This is a genomic window from Caldimonas thermodepolymerans (genome assembly GCF_015476235.1).
GTDB classification, from domain to species: Bacteria; Pseudomonadota; Gammaproteobacteria; order Burkholderiales; family Burkholderiaceae_C; genus Caldimonas; species Caldimonas thermodepolymerans.
In genome coordinates this window covers 2,093,567-2,108,096 of the sequence record NZ_CP064338.1, presented here as the reverse complement: position 1 = coordinate 2,108,096, position 14,530 = coordinate 2,093,567, and the positions used below count along the sequence as shown (strand labels likewise).

Genomic DNA, 14,530 nt, shown 5'->3' with positions numbered 1-14,530 from the left:
CCGTCAGCCGCGCTGCAGGCGTGCCAAGCCGTAGCGCTCCAGCGGCAGGTCCGGGTTGCGGCCCGACAGGCTCTGGGCCAGCAGGGTGGCTGCGGCGCAGCTCGTGGCCCAGCCCTGGTTGGCGTGGCCCAGGTTGAGCCACACGCCTTCGACCGGGCTCGGCCCGATCAGCGGCAGGCCGTCGGGCAGCTGCAGGCAGGTGCCTTTCCAGGTCTGCGCGTGCATCTTGTGCGCCGCGCCGGGGAACCAGCGGTCCAGCACCGCGTAGAGCCGGTCCAGCATGGCCTCGTGGTGGTCGCCCACCGGGGTGCCGATTTCCAGCCCTCCGCCGATGCGCACCCGCTGCCCGAGGCGCATCAGGCTCACGCCCTGGGCGGCGTCGGTGATCGCCGCGCGCGGGGTGCGCTCGATGTGGCGCAGGTTGGCGGTGACCGTGTAGCCGTGCACCGGCATCAAAGGCAGCGGCAGGTGCAGTGCGCGCAGCAGCGCGTCCGAGCGGCCGCCCACGCACAGCAGCACGGCGTCGTGCTCGTCTTCCTGCGGTTCCATGGGCGGGAGCGAGGCCAGCGTGCTGGCATGGCGGCTGACCCGGCTGGTGGCCGAGCCCGACGGGTTGCTGTGCAGGCGCGGCGTACGCCCCGGCTCGATGCGCGTCACCTCGGTGGCAAAGCGGAACTCGACACCCAGGCGCTCGCCTTCTTCCTTCAGCAGGTGCACGATCTGCCGGCCGTTGACCGCCTCGTCCTGCGGAAAGTGGATCGCGGCGGCGAGCGGCGCATCCGGCTCCAGGCCCGGCTCCAGTGCCCGGCACTCGTCCGCGCTCAGCCAGCGGGCCGCCACGCCCTGGACGCGCAGCGCCTCGCAGGCCTGCTGCGCGGCCTTGAGGCGCGAGCCCTCGGGCAGCAGCACGATGTGACCCTGACAGGACTCGAACTCCAGCCGCTGCTCGGCCACCAGGCGTGCGTGCTGCTGCTGGCCGTAGGCGGCCAGTTCGCGCAGGGCCTGCTGCAGCGTCCCGCGCCGGGCCAGCTGCTGGCGGGTCTGCCACAGCCAGTGCCAGTTGGCGGGGCGCCAGCCGGCGCGGATGTGGGCCTCGTGCGGCAGGCGCCACCAGCGGCCGGCCGTCAGCGCGGCGAAGGGCGACAGCACGCCGGGGCTGGCCAGGCTGGGCGCGAGCAGGCCCAGCGGCGCGAAGCTTGCCTCCGCGGCCACGCTGCCGCGGCGTTCGTAGACCGTGACGCGGTGTCCGGCGGCCGCCAGCGCATGTGCGGCCGTGACGCCGGCGATCCCGGCGCCGATGATGGCGATGCGCATGGTGCTCAGTCGCCTTTCGTCGCCGCCAGGGCCGCTTCGATCTCCAGCGAGACCGACAGCACCGTGTCGTCCTGCAGGTGGCCGGCCCACACCATCAGCCCGACCGGCAGTTGCCCGGGGCGGTGGCAGGGCAGCGACAGCGCGCAGCCGTCGAGCATGTTGACGACCGATGGATTGCGCAGCAGCAGGGCGTTGACGCGGAAGAACTCCGCGTCGTCCTCCGCGATGCTGGCCAGCGTCGGCGCGACGACCGGCACGGTCGGCGACAGCACCGCATCGAAGCCCGCCAGTCGTTGCTCGACGCGCGCGATCCAGGCGCGGCGTGCCTGGATCAGGTCGATGTAGTCGGCCGCGCCCATCGCTGCGCCACGGCGGATGCGCTGCGCGACGCGCGGGTCGTAGCGGTCTTCGCTGGCCTGCAGGCGCGCGCGGTGCCAGGCCCAGCTTTCGGCCGCCGCAAACCCGCCGGTGGCCTGGATGTCCGCCAGCTCCGCGAGTTCGGCCAGCGCGATCTCCTTGATCTGCGCACCCTGGTCGCGCAGGCGCTGCAGGGCCTGCGCGAACGCGTCGGCGACCGTGTCGTCCATCCCGTCCAGCATCGTGGTGCGTGCCACGGCCAGGCGCCAACCCGACAGCGGGCGCGCCTGCAGGCGCACGCTGCGCGCGGCCAGGATCTCGTGCAGCAGCACGGCGTCGCGCACGCTCTTCGTGATCGCGCAGGCGGTGTCCAGCGTGGTCGACAGCGGCACGCAGCCGTCCAGCGGCGTCAGGCAGGCGGTGTTCTTGAAGCCGACCAGCCCCTGCAGGGCCGCCGGGATGCGGATCGAGCCGCCGGTGTCCGAGCCGAGCGCGGCCCAGGCGGCGCCGAGCGCCACCGACACCGCGCCGCCGGAGGTCGATCCGCCCGGGATGCGCTCGACGCTCGTGTCAGACGGGTTCACCGGCGTGCCGTAGTGCGGGTTCCAGCCCACGCCCGAAAAGGCGAACTCCGTCATGTTGGTATGGCCCACCAGCGCGGCGCCCGCCTGGCGCAGCCGCGCCACCGCGGTGGCGTCCCGGGCGGCGGGCGGGGCGTCGGCCAGCACGACCGAGCCGGCGGTGGTGGGGTGGCCGGCCACGTCGAACAGGTCCTTGACGCTGATAGCCAGGCCCGCGAGCGGCAGGCCGGGGGCGCCGGCTGCGGCGGCCAGGTCGGCGGCGCGCGCGGCGGCTTGCGCCTGCTCGCCGAAGGTGCGGATGAAGACGTGGCGCGCCGCAGGCTGCTCGGCGGCAGCTTGCGCTTCGGCCAGCAGCGCGAGCGCGGACTGCCGGCCGGCGTGCACCGCGGTGCGCGCGGCGCTGAGATCGGTGTGCATGGTGATGCTATACTCTTCGGGTTTATCTGGAGGCTAGGCAGGCGTTCTGTCTGCCTGGGATGCCCCGGTGATTCGCCGGCATCGTTGTTCTCAGTGCGATTTCAACGCATTTCCCGCTGAGCCGCAGCGGCTGGTGACGACCAGGCAGGGCGCCAGATAAGCAAATCGCGAACCGGCAACTTCAAGGTGTTGCGGCGAGCAACTTCGTTGACTGCTCGTTGCAATTCGCGCCGGATTCTAGACCCAACTTTGGAGCATTCCATGTCCGTCACCATGCGCGAAATGCTGGAAGCGGGTGTCCATTTCGGTCACCAGACCCGCTTCTGGAACCCCAAGATGGCCCCCTACATCTTCGGCCATCGCAACAAGATCCACATCATCAACCTCGAAAAGACGCTGCCGCTGTTCGAGGAGGCGATGAAGTACATCCGCCAGCTGTCGGCCAAGCGCGGCACCATCCTGATGGTCGGCACCAAGCGCCAGGCGCGCGAGATCATCGCCCAGGAAGCCCAGCGTTGCGGCATGCCCTACGTGGATCAGCGCTGGCTGGGCGGCATGCTGACCAACTTCAAGACGGTCAAGTCCTCGCTGAAGAAGCTCAAGGACATGCAGGCCCAGGCCGAAGCCGGCCTGGAGCACATGAGCAAGAAGGAAGCGCTGCTGTTCCAGCGCGAGCTGGCCAAGCTCGAGAAGGACATCGGCGGCATCCAGGACATGAACGCGCTGCCCGACGCGCTGTTCGTCATCGACGTGGGCTACCACAAGATCGCGGTGGCCGAAGCCAAGAAGCTCGGCATCCCGGTGATCGGCGTGGTCGACACCAACCACTCGCCTGCCGAGATCGATTACGTCATCCCCGGTAACGACGACTCGGCCAAGGCTGTGGCACTGTATGCCCGGGCGGTCGCCGACGCGGTGCTCGAAGGCAAGGCCAACGCCGTGAACGAGGTCGTGCAGGCCGCATCCGGGGGCGCGGACGAGTTCGTGGAAGTCAACGAGAACGCCTGAGCCCGTCAGAGCCTGGAAAGGAGGGGCTGCTTCAGCCCCTTTTTTTTAAAGCCGCGAAACGAATTGATGCCGGGGCCGCACGCCCCGGAGTTCCTGTAGAGAACCGGAGATACGAGATGCCCGCAATCACTGCAAGCATGGTCGCCGAGCTGCGCGCCAAGACCGACGCCCCGATGATGGAGTGCAAGAAGGCCCTGACCGAGGCCGACGGCGACATGGCCCGCGCGGAGGAAATCCTGCGCGTCAAACTGGGCAACAAGGCCGGCAAGGCCGCCTCGCGCGTGACCGCCGAGGGCGTCGTGGCAGCCTACGTCGAGGGCAGCACCGGCGCGATCATCGAAGTCAACTGCGAAACCGACTTCGTCTCGAAGAACGACGCCTTCCAGGCCTTCGTCAAGTCGCTGGCCGAGCTGGTCGCCAAGAACGATCCGGCCGACGTGGCCGCGCTGTCGGCGCTGCCGCTGTCGCAGGACGGCTTCGGCCCGACGGTCGAGGACGTGCGCAAGGGCTTGATCGGCAAGATCGGCGAGAACATGACCATCCGCCGCTTCAAGCGCTACGCCGGCGGCGGCAAGCTGGCCTACTACCTGCACGGCACCCGCATCGGCGTGGTTGTCGAGTACGACGGTGACGACGTGGCGGCCAAGGACGTCGCGATGCACGTGGCGGCCATGAAGCCGGTGGCCCTGTCGGCCGCCGACGTGCCGGCCGAGCTGATCGAGAAGGAGCGCTCGATCGCCCAGCAGAAGGCCGCCGAGTCCGGCAAGCCGGCCGACATCGTCGCCAAGATGGTCGAAGGCTCGGTGCAGAAGTACCTCAAGGAAGTCTCGCTGCTGAACCAGGCCTTCGTGAAGAACGACAAGCAGTCGGTCGAGCAGATGCTCAAGGCCGCCAACACCACCGTCAAGGGCTTCACCCTGTACGTGGTGGGCGAGGGCATCGAGAAGAAGCAGGACGACTTCGCCGCCGAGGTGGCCGCCCAGGTCGCCGCAGCCAAGGGCCAGTAACTCGCTTCGAAACTACCCACTACACTTCGGTCACCCCGGGCGCCGCACGATTGGAGAACTGCATGCCGGCCTACAAGCGCATCCTGCTCAAGCTTTCAGGTGAAGCCCTGATGGGCGATGACGCATATGGCATCAACCGCGCCACCATCGTCCGCATGGTGCGCGAAATCCAGGAAGTGACGGCCCTGGGGACCGAAGTGGCGATCGTGATCGGCGGGGGCAACATCTTCCGTGGCGTGGCCGGCGGCTCGGTCGGCATGGACCGCGCCACCGCCGACTACATGGGCATGCTTGCCACCGTCATGAACGCGCTGGCCCTGGCCGACACCATGCGCCAGGAAGGCATGACGGCCCGGGTGATGTCGGCCATCGGCATCGAGCAGATCGTCGAACCGTACGTGCGGCCCAAGGCGCTGCAGTATCTCGAGGAAGGCAAGGTGGTGATCTTTGCCGCGGGGACCGGCAACCCGTTCTTCACCACCGACACCGCCGCCGCGCTGCGCGGTGCCGAGATCGGCGCGCAGATCATGCTCAAGGCGACCAAGGTCGACGGCGTCTACAGCGCCGATCCGAAGAAGGACGCCAACGCCGTCCGCTACACCAACATCAGCTTCGACGAGGCCATCATCAAGAACCTGCAGGTGCTGGATACCACGGCCTTCGCGCTGTGCCGCGACCAGAAGCTGCCGATCAAGGTGTTCAGCATCTTCAAGCCGGGCGCGCTCAAGCGCGTGGTGCTCGGTGAAGACGAGGGCACGCTCGTCCACGTTTGAGGAGTACGACGCACATGAACATTGCAGAGATCAAGAAGACGACCGAACAGAAGATGCAGAAATCGGTCGAGGCCTTCAAGCAGGAACTGGCGAAGATCCGTACCGGTCGTGCCCACCCCGGCCTGCTCGACCAGGTGCACGTGGAGTACTACGGCTCCATGGTGCCCATCAGCCAGGTGGCCAACGTCACGCTGCTGGACGCCCGCACCATCAGCGTCCAGCCGTGGGAAAAGGGCATGGGCCCGAAGATCGAGAAGGCCATCCGCGAATCCGACCTGGGCCTGAACCCGTCCGCGCAGGGCGACCTGCTGCGCGTGCCGATGCCGCCGCTGACCGAGGAACGCCGCAAGGAACTCACCAAGGTGGTCAAGCACGCCGGCGAGGAAGCCAAGGTGGCGGTGCGCAACCTGCGGCGTGACGCCAACGAGCAGGCCAAGAAGCTGATGAAGGAAAAGCAGATCACCGAGGACGAGGAGCGCCGGTCGCAGGACGAGATCCAGAAACTGACCGACCGCACCGTCGCGGAGATCGACAAGCTGGTCGCGGCCAAGGAAGCCGAGATCCTGGCCATCTGACGCTGCTGCGGCACCCCCGGCACCGTGACAGGCGCACTTCCCCGCCATGTGGCCATCGTGATGGATGGCAATGGGCGCTGGGCGTCCCGGCGCCGGATGCCTCGTGTCCTCGGGCACGAGCAGGGCGTCGAGGCGTTGGTGCGCACCGTGCGCGCCTGCGCCGAGCGCGGCATCGAATACCTCACGGTGTTCGCGTTCTCCTCCGAGAACTGGAAGCGCCCCGAGGAGGAAGTCTCCGGGTTGATGAAGCTGGTGCTGGTGGCCGTTTCCAAGCATGTCCAGCAGCTGGCCGAGGCGGGCGTGCGCATCCACATCGTCGGCGACCGCTCCAAGGTGTCCGACAAGGTCAAGGCGTCCTGGGACCAGGCGGAGGCCGCCACCCGGCACAACAGCCGCATGGTCCTGTCGGTCGCGTTCAACTACGGCGGCCGCTGGGACATCGTGCAGGCCTGCCGCCGCGCGATGGCCGACGGGCTCGGCCCCGACGACCTCTCGGAGGCGACGCTGGCGCGCTACATGGCGCTCAGCCACGCGCCCGATCCGGACCTGTTCATCCGCACCGGCGGGGAACTGCGCATCAGCAACTTCCTGCTGTGGCAGGCGGCCTACGCCGAGCTGTACTTCACCGACTGTCTGTGGCCGGACTTCGACGCCGGGCAGCTGGACGCGGCGCTGGCCGCCTACGCGGCCCGGGAGCGCCGGTTCGGCGACGTCAAGCCCGCCACTGCGCCCGCACGCACCGCCGAGGAGGTCTGAGGCCATGCTCAAGCAGCGCGTGATCACCGCTGTGCTGCTGCTGGCCGTGCTGCTGCCGGCCCTGTTTGCCGCGCCGGTCTGGCCGTTCGCGGTGCTGACGCTGGTGGCGGTCGCCGCGGCCGGCTGGGAGTGGGGGCGGCTCAACGGACTCGCGTCCGCGCCTGCCATCGGCATGGGGGCCGGCGTGGCCGTGATCTGCCTGCTCAGCTGGCCGGCGCTGGCCTCGCTGCAAGCCCCGACCCTGTGGTGGATCGCCACCGTGGCCTGGGTGCTGGGCGGTGCCTGGCTGCTGCGGCTCGGCCCGACGCAATGGCCCCGTCTGCCGCAGGCGCTGCGCCTGCTGCTCGGGGTGGGCATCCTGTGGCTGACCTGGCTGGCGCTGACCCAGTCCAAGGCCATCGGGCTGAACTTCCTGCTGTCGGTGTTCTGCCTCGTGTGGGCCGCCGACATCGCGGCCTACTTCGGCGGCCGCGCGTTCGGCAAGCGCAAGCTCGCGCCGGCCATCAGCCCGGGCAAGAGCTGGGAGGGCGTGTGGTCCGGCATGGCCGGCGTGCTGCTGCTGGCCGTGCTGTGGATCGCCGCCGACGCGCGCTGGGACTTCGGCAGCGCGAGCCTGTACACCGGCATCCGCGCCAGCTTCGGCTGGGTCGGGGTGGTGGTGGTCTGCGCTTTCCTGGCGGCAATGAGCGTGGTCGGCGACCTGTTCGAATCCTTGATCAAACGTAGCGTGGGGGCCAAGGACAGCAGCCAGCTGCTGCCGGGCCACGGTGGCGTGCTCGACCGCATCGATGCGTTGCTGCCGGTGCTGCCCATCGCGCTGAACCTGAGCCTGCTGAGATGAACGCCTTGTCCACGGCACGCCGGCAGGTGTGCATCCTGGGCTCCACCGGCTCGATCGGTGTCAACACGCTGGATGTCATCGCCCGCCATCCCTCGCGCTACGAGGTGTTCGCGCTGACCGCGCACCGCCGTGTCGAGGAACTCCTGCAGCAGTGCCTGCGCTGGGCGCCGCGCTATGCCGTGATGTCCGATGCGCAGGCTGCGGCCGAGCTGCGCCAGCGGCTCAAGGCGGCCGGCTGCCGTACCGAGGTGCTGAGCGGCGCGGCGGCGCTGGACGAGGTGGCGGCGCACCCCGAGGTCGACACCGTGATGGCGGCCATCGTCGGCGCCGCAGGGCTGTCGCCGTGCCTGGCCGCGGCGCGTGCCGGCAAGCGCCTGCTGCTGGCCAACAAGGAGGCGCTGGTGGTCGGCGGGGCCTTCTTCATGCACGCCGTGCGCGCGGGGGGAGCACAGCTGCTGCCGATCGACAGCGAGCACTCGGCGATCTTCCAGTGCTTGCCCGAGGATCCGGCCACGTGGGCGCAGCGCGTCGAGCGCATCATCCTGACCGCCTCGGGCGGTCCGTTCCGCCAGGCCGATCCGGCCAGCCTGCGCGACGTCACGCCCGAGCAGGCCTGCGCGCATCCGAACTGGGTGATGGGGCGCAAGATCTCGGTCGACTCGGCGACCATGATGAACAAGGCGCTCGAGGTCATCGAGGCGCGCTGGCTGTTCGACCTGGCGCCGGAACAGATCGAGGTGGTGATCCATCCGCAGAGCATCATCCACTCGATGGTGGTGTGCCGCGACCGCTCGGTGCTGGCGCAGCTCGGCACGCCCGACATGCGCGTGCCGATCGCCTTCGGCCTGGCCTACCCGGAACGCATCGATTCCGGCGCGCAGGCGCCGGACTTCACCCGGCTGGCGGGGCTGAGCTTCGAGGCCCCGGACGCGCGCCGCTTCCCCGGCCTGCAGCTGGCCTGGGAGACGCTGCGCGGGGCGGCCGGCAGCACCGCGGTGCTGAACGCGGCGAACGAGGAGGCGGTGGCGGCCTTCCTGGCCGGAACCATCCGCTTCGACCAGATTCACACGGTGAACGCGCGCACGCTCGAGGACGTGGTGCCGACGGCCGACGCAGCCGCCTCGCTCGAGGGGCTGCTGGACCTGGACGCCGGCGCCCGCCGGCACGCGCGCCAGCTCGTGAAGGGGATGGCCGCATGACCACCGTGTTCGCATTCCTGCTGACCATCGCCATCCTCATCGTCGTGCACGAGTGGGGCCACTACCGCATGGCCCGCGCCTGCGGCGTGAAGGTGCTGCGCTTTTCGGTCGGCTTCGGCAAGGTGCTGTGGCGTCGGCAGCGCACGCCCGACAGCACCGAGTTCGTCGTGTGCGCGCTGCCCTTCGGCGGCTACGTGCGCATGCTCGACGAGCGCGAAGGGGTGGTGCCGCCCGCGCTGGCGGACCAGGCGTTCAACCGCAAGCCGCTGCGCTCGCGCGCGCTGATCGTCGCCGCGGGGCCTGCGGCCAACCTGATCCTGGCCATCGTGCTGTATGCCGCGGCCGGCTGGATCGGCACCGACGAGCCGAAGGCGCTGCTCGGCGCGCCGGCTGCCGGCAGCCTCGCCGAGCGTGCCGGCATGCGTGCGGGCGACTGGGTGCGGGCGGTGCAGGAGCCTGGCGGCGAACCGGTCGAGATCCGCTCCTACCACGACCTGCGCTGGTACGTCACCGACGCCACGGTGCATGGCCGCGACCTGGCCCTGCAGCTCACCGATGCCCATGGCCAGCGGCCGCGCGAGGTGGTGCTGCCGCTCGGCATCCTGGGCTCGCGCGAGGTGGATGCCACGCTGATGCAGAAGATCGGCCTCGGCCAGCCGTACAGTGCGCCGGTGCTCGGGCGCGTGCTGCCGGGCGGTCCGGCCGAGCGCGCCGGGCTGCGCAGCGGCGACCGGGTGCTGTCCATCGACGGCGAGCCGGTGGCCGATGCCGCGAGCCTGCGCCAGCGCATCCGCGCCTCGGTCGACCGTGAGGGGGCGCGGCCGCTGACCCTGCGCGTGGATCGCGCCGGGCAGGTCGTGACGCTGCGCGTGGAGCCGGCGCTGATCGAGGAGCAGGGCCAGCGCATCGCGCGCATCGAGGCCGAGGTGGGGCAGCCGGTCGAGTTCGTGAAGGTTTCCTACGGTCCGCTGGAGGGGGTCGCGTACGGCATGCGTCGCACCTGGGAGGTCTCGGCGCTGACGCTGCGCATGCTGGGCAAGATGCTGATCGGCGAGGCCTCGGTGAAGAACCTGAGCGGGCCGCTGACGATCGCCGATTTCGCCGGGCAGTCGGTGCAGCTGGGCCTGTCGTATTACCTCGGCTTCCTGGCGCTGGTCAGCGTGAGTCTGGGCGTGCTCAACCTGCTGCCGCTGCCGGTCCTCGATGGAGGACACCTGATGTATTATCTTTTCGAGGGAGTGACAGGGCGGCCGATCTCCGACGTGTGGCTGGATCGGCTGCAGCGCGGCGGAGTGGCCATCATGCTGGTGATGATGTCACTCGCTCTCTACAACGACGTGGCCCGCCTCCTGGGTCTCCACTGAGCTCCATGCTGTCATCCTCCCGTTCGCATCAGCGTTCGTTTTCGCTTCGCAAACCTTCCCTCATCGCCGCAGCCGTCGTCGCTGCATTGCATGCCGGATGGGCATGGGCGGTCGAGCCCTTCACGCTCCGCGACATCCGCGTCGAAGGCCTGCAACGCACCGAGCCGGGCACCGTGTTCGGTTCGCTGCCGTTCCGCATCGGTGACACCTACAACGACGAGAAGGGCGCCGCGGCGCTGCGTGCCCTGTTCGCCACCGGCCTGTTCTCCGACGTGCGGCTGGAGATCGAAGGCGACGTGGTGGTGGTCGTCGTCGAGGAGCGTCCCATCGTCTCCAATGTCGAGTTCGTCGGCATCAAGGAGTTCGACCGCGAGGTGCTGGTGCGCGCGCTGCGCGAGGTCGGCATCGCCGAGGGTCGCCCGTTCGACAAGGCGCTGGTCGACCGCGCCGAGCAGGAGCTCAAGCGCCAGTACCTCTCCAAGAGCCTGTATGGCGCCGAGGTCATCACCACCGTCACGCCGCAGGAACGCAACCGCGTCAACGTGACGTTCACCGTCACCGAAGGCGGGGTGGCGAAGATCCGCGAGATCCGCATCGTCGGGGCCAAGGCCTTCCCGGAAAGCCGCCTCAAGGGCCTGATGTCGCTGACCGAAGGCGGCTGGATGACCTGGTACACCAAGTCCGACCGGTATTCGCGTGCGAAGCTGAACGCGGACCTGGAGCAGCTGCGCTCGTTCTACCTGAACCGCGGCTACCTCGAGTTCTCGGTGGTCTCCACGCAGGTGGCGATCTCGCCGGACAAGCAGGACATCTCGATCACGATCAACATCCACGAAGGCCAGCCGTACGTCGTGACGGCCGTGGAGCTGGAAGGCCAGTACTTCGGCAAGGAAGACGACTTCAAGTCGCTGGTGACGATCAAGCCCGGCGAGCCGTACCGCGCCGAGGACGTGGCCGAGACGGTGCGCGCCTTCACCGAGCGCTTCGGCGCCTTCGGCTATGCGTTCGCGCGCGTCGAGCCGCAGACCGACATCGACCGCGAGACCGGCCGCGTCAAGGTGGTGCTGGTGGCCAACCCGCAGCGCCGGGTCTACGTGAGGCGCATCAACGTGGCGGGCAACACGCGCACGCGCGACGAGGTGATCCGTCGCGAGCTGCGCCAGTTCGAGTCCGCCTGGTACGACGGCGACCGCATCCGCCTGTCGCGCGACCGCGTCGACCGCCTGGGCTACTTCAACGAGGTCAGCATCGAGACCAACGAGGTGCCCGGCTCCCCGGACCAGGTGGACCTGACGCTCAACGTGGTCGAGAAGCCCACCGGCAACCTGCTGCTGGGTGCCGGCTTCTCCAGCGCCGAGAAGCTGACGCTGACCGCGTCGATCAAGCAGGACAACATCTTCGGTTCGGGCAACTACCTGGGCTTCGAGTTCAACACCAGCAAGTACAACCAGAACTTCATCATCAGCACGCTGGACCCGTACTTCACGATCGACGGGATCTCGCGCTCGATCGACCTGTACTACCGGACCAACCAGCCGCTGTCCAGCCAGGGCTCGGACTACAAGCTGGTCACCCCCGGCGCGGCGATCCGCTTCGGCGTGCCGTTCACCGAGTACGACACGGTGTATTTCGGTATCGGCGTGGAAAGCACCGAAATCAAAGGTGACGAAGCCGGCATGCCGCTGAGTTATTCGGAATACCGCGACCGATTCGGCGCGCGCAGCGTCAGCATGCCGCTGACCATCGGCTGGACGCGCGACGGCCGCGACAGTGCGCTGGTGCCCACCCGCGGGCGCTACCAGCGCCTCAACGGCGAGGCCAGCCTGGCCGGCGACGCCCGCTATGTCAAGGCGAACTACCAGTTCCAGCAGTACATCCCGCTTGGCCAGTCCTTCACGCTGGCGTTCAACGCGGAGGTGGGCGTGGGCAAGGGGCTGTCAGGCCGTCCGCTGCCGGTGTTCAAGAACTTCACCGGCGGTGGCCTGGGGTCGGTGCGCGGCTTCGCGCAGAGCTCCTTCGGTTTCGTCGACAGCAGCACGGGGGCCCGCGTCGGTGGCGACAAGCGCCTGAACCTGAATACCGAGCTGTACGTGCCGTTCCCCGGCTCCGGTACCGACCGGACCTTGCGGCTGTTCGGGTATTTCGACGCGGGCAACGTTTTTGACGACCGCCAGGAAAAGGTGTCGGTGGAAAACCTGCGGGCTTCGGTGGGTATCGGCTTCAGCTGGGTCTCGCCGGTCGGGCCGCTGAAACTGGCCTACGGTATTCCGGTGCGGGCAAAGTCCGGGGATAGAATCGAACGTCTGCAATTTCAGATTGGGACTGCCTTCTGATGAAGAAGAATTTTGCGAAGTCTGCGCTCGTCGGTGGCCTGCTGGTGCTGGCCATGCACGGCGTGCAGGCACAGGAAATCAAGATCGGCTATGTCAGCAGCGACCGGGTGCTGAGCCAGTCGGCCCCCGCCAAGGCGGCCGAGGCCCGTCTGCGGCAGGAGTTCGAGCCCCGCGAGAGCGAGCTGGCCGACATGGCCGCCAAGCTCAAGGCGGCCTCGGACAAGCTGGACAAGGACGCGCCGACGCTGTCCGAATCCGAACGCGCGCGCCGTCAGCGCGAGCTGGTGGACATGGAGCGCGAGTTCCAGCGCAAGCGGCGTGAGTACCAGGAAGACATCAGCCGCCGCCGCAGCGAGGAGCTGGCCGCGATCATCGAGCGCGCCAATGCGGTGATCAAACGCATCGCCGAACAGGAAAAGTACGACCTGATCCTCCAGGAGGTCGTGCATGCGAGCAAGCGTGTGGACATCACCGACAAGGTGATCAACGCCCTGAACGCCAACGGTGGCAAGTGATCCTCGTGCCGTGAACGATGTGGCCCTCGGCGAGATCGCGCAGGCCCTCGGCGGAGAGCTGATCGGTTCTCCCGGGCTGCGCATCGACCGGCTGGGCCCGCTGGAAGGCGCAACGCCTTCGACCCTTTCCTTCCTCGCCAATCCCCGCTACGCATCGCAGCTGGCCCAGACCGCGGCCGGCTGCGTCATCGTCGCACCGGCGTTCAAGGAGGCGGCGACCCAGCGGGGGGCGGCCATCGTCACCGACGACCCCTACCTCTATTTCGCCCGCCTGACCCAGTGGTGGGCGCAGCGCGTGCGCCCGGCGCCGGAACCCGGCGTGCATCCTTCCGCCGTGGTGGCGGCCAGCGCGCGCCTGGGGCAGGGCGTGCGCATCGAGGCGCTGGCGGTGATCGAGGACGAGGTCGAGATCGGCGACGGCGCCGTCATCGGCGCGCACAGCGTGGTCGGCCGGGGTTCGCGCATCGGAGCGGGCACGCGCCTGGCGCCGCGCGTGACGGTCATGCACGGCTGCACGATCGGCCAGCGCTGCATCATCCATTCCGGTGCCGTGATCGGTGCGGACGGGTTCGGCTTTGCGCCCGAGGCCGGCCGCTGGGTGAAGATCGAGCAGCTCGGCGGGGTGCGCATCGGCGACGACGTGGAGGTCGGCGCCAACACCTGCATCGACCGGGGTGCGCTCGAGGACACCGTGATCGCCGACGGCGTCAAGCTCGACAACCTCATCCAGATCGCGCACAACGTGCAGGTGGGCGAGCACACCGCGATGGCCGGCTGCGTGGGCGTGGCCGGCAGCACCCGCATCGGCGCCCATTGCACGATCGCCGGCGGCGTGGGCATTGCCGGGCATCTCACGCTGGCCGACAACGTCCATGTCACCGGCATGAGCCTGGTCAGCCGCTCCCTGCTCAAGCCCGGTGTCTACAGCGGTGCCTTCCCCATCGACGACAATAAGGAATGGGAAAAGAATGCCGCGACCGTGCGGCAGCTCCACGCGCTGCGCGAGCGCCTGCGCGCGCTGGAAAAGAAACTGAAGTAACGATGGACATCCACAACATCCTGAAGAAGTTGCCGCACCGTTATCCGATCCTGCTGGTGGATCGGGTCCTCGAGATCGAGAAGGGCAAACGGATCAAGGCGCTCAAGAACGTCACCATCAACGAACCCTTCTTCATGGGCCACTTCCCGAACCGCCCGGTGATGCCGGGCGTTCTGATGCTGGAGGCCCTGGCCCAGGCCTCGGCGCTGCTGGCCTTCGATGCGGGCGACGCCGAGCTCGATCCCCGCGCGGTGTACTACTTCGTCGGCATCGACGGGGCGCGCTTCAAGCGACCCGTCGAGCCGGGCGACCAGCTGATCCTCGACGTGACGCTCGACCGTGCGCGCGGCGGCATCTACAAGTTCAAGGCCCAGGCGCTGGTCGACGGCGAGCTGGCGGTCGAGGCCGAACTGATGTGCACGATGCGCATCGTCGAGGGCTGACCCGAACC

The 14,530-nt window shown here is 68.7% G+C and carries 14 protein-coding genes; 12 read left to right on the top strand and 2 right to left on the bottom strand.

Annotation, left to right across the window (positions count from 1 at the left end; genetic code table 11):
• Positions 1-3: 3 nt before the first annotated feature.
• Positions 4-1,314 carry an NAD(P)/FAD-dependent oxidoreductase gene (locus tag IS481_RS09855; RefSeq protein ID WP_104358419.1) on the bottom strand — a complete coding sequence of 437 codons (1,311 nt, stop codon included), beginning with the start codon at positions 1,312-1,314 and terminating at the stop codon, positions 4-6.
• A gap of 5 nt (positions 1,315-1,319) precedes the next feature.
• Complete coding sequence (locus tag IS481_RS09850) at positions 1,320-2,669, bottom strand: amidase (RefSeq protein WP_104358420.1); 1,350 nt, start codon at positions 2,667-2,669, stop codon at positions 1,320-1,322.
• Positions 2,670-2,930: 261 nt separating this feature from the next.
• Between IS481_RS09850 and rpsB the strand changes: the two genes are divergently transcribed.
• The 12 genes from rpsB to fabZ all read left to right on the top strand — a co-directional run bounded on the left by rpsB (position 2,931) and on the right by fabZ (position 14,522).
• Complete coding sequence (gene rpsB, locus IS481_RS09845; protein ID WP_104358421.1) at positions 2,931-3,677, top strand: 30S ribosomal protein S2; 747 nt, start codon at positions 2,931-2,933, stop codon at positions 3,675-3,677.
• A gap of 116 nt (positions 3,678-3,793) precedes the next feature.
• Entirely contained in the window at positions 3,794-4,684 is an 891-nt protein-coding gene (gene tsf / locus IS481_RS09840) for a translation elongation factor Ts (RefSeq protein ID WP_104358422.1), read from the top strand.
• A 62-nt stretch (positions 4,685-4,746) separates the two neighbouring features.
• The gene (pyrH, locus tag IS481_RS09835; RefSeq protein WP_104358423.1) at positions 4,747-5,457 is read left to right on the top strand and encodes a UMP kinase; all 711 of its coding nucleotides are present in this window, start codon (positions 4,747-4,749) and stop codon (positions 5,455-5,457) included.
• 14 nt (positions 5,458-5,471) lie between these two features.
• The gene (gene frr, locus IS481_RS09830) at positions 5,472-6,032 is read left to right on the top strand and encodes a ribosome recycling factor (RefSeq protein ID WP_104358424.1); all 561 of its coding nucleotides are present in this window, start codon (positions 5,472-5,474) and stop codon (positions 6,030-6,032) included.
• A gap of 24 nt (positions 6,033-6,056) precedes the next feature.
• Positions 6,057-6,788, top strand: a complete 732-nt coding sequence (gene uppS, locus IS481_RS09825; RefSeq protein ID WP_259376934.1) for a polyprenyl diphosphate synthase — start codon at positions 6,057-6,059, stop codon at positions 6,786-6,788.
• A 4-nt stretch (positions 6,789-6,792) separates the two neighbouring features.
• Entirely contained in the window at positions 6,793-7,629 is an 837-nt protein-coding gene (locus IS481_RS09820; RefSeq protein ID WP_104358425.1) for a phosphatidate cytidylyltransferase, read from the top strand.
• Positions 7,626-8,828, top strand: coding sequence for a 1-deoxy-D-xylulose-5-phosphate reductoisomerase (ispC, locus tag IS481_RS09815; protein WP_104358426.1), 1,203 nt, complete (start codon positions 7,626-7,628; stop codon positions 8,826-8,828). Before IS481_RS09820 ends, ispC begins: the two co-directional genes overlap by 4 nt.
• On the top strand, positions 8,825-10,192 hold the full coding sequence (gene rseP, locus IS481_RS09810) for an RIP metalloprotease RseP (RefSeq protein WP_104358427.1): 1,368 nt from the start codon (positions 8,825-8,827) through the stop codon (positions 10,190-10,192). Before ispC ends, rseP begins: the two co-directional genes overlap by 4 nt.
• A 5-nt stretch (positions 10,193-10,197) precedes the next feature.
• On the top strand, positions 10,198-12,525 hold the full coding sequence (gene bamA, locus IS481_RS09805; protein ID WP_104358428.1) for an outer membrane protein assembly factor BamA: 2,328 nt from the start codon (positions 10,198-10,200) through the stop codon (positions 12,523-12,525).
• Positions 12,525-13,040 carry an OmpH/Skp family outer membrane protein gene (locus IS481_RS09800; protein ID WP_104358429.1) on the top strand — a complete coding sequence of 172 codons (516 nt, stop codon included), beginning with the start codon at positions 12,525-12,527 and terminating at the stop codon, positions 13,038-13,040. The genes bamA and IS481_RS09800 overlap by 1 nt, the downstream gene beginning before the upstream one ends.
• A 10-nt stretch (positions 13,041-13,050) precedes the next feature.
• Positions 13,051-14,079, top strand: a complete 1,029-nt coding sequence (lpxD, locus tag IS481_RS09795) for a UDP-3-O-(3-hydroxymyristoyl)glucosamine N-acyltransferase (protein ID WP_104358430.1) — start codon at positions 13,051-13,053, stop codon at positions 14,077-14,079.
• Positions 14,080-14,081: 2 nt separating this feature from the next.
• The gene (fabZ, locus tag IS481_RS09790) at positions 14,082-14,522 is read left to right on the top strand and encodes a 3-hydroxyacyl-ACP dehydratase FabZ (RefSeq protein ID WP_104358431.1); all 441 of its coding nucleotides are present in this window, start codon (positions 14,082-14,084) and stop codon (positions 14,520-14,522) included.
• Positions 14,523-14,530: the final 8 nt, after the last annotated feature.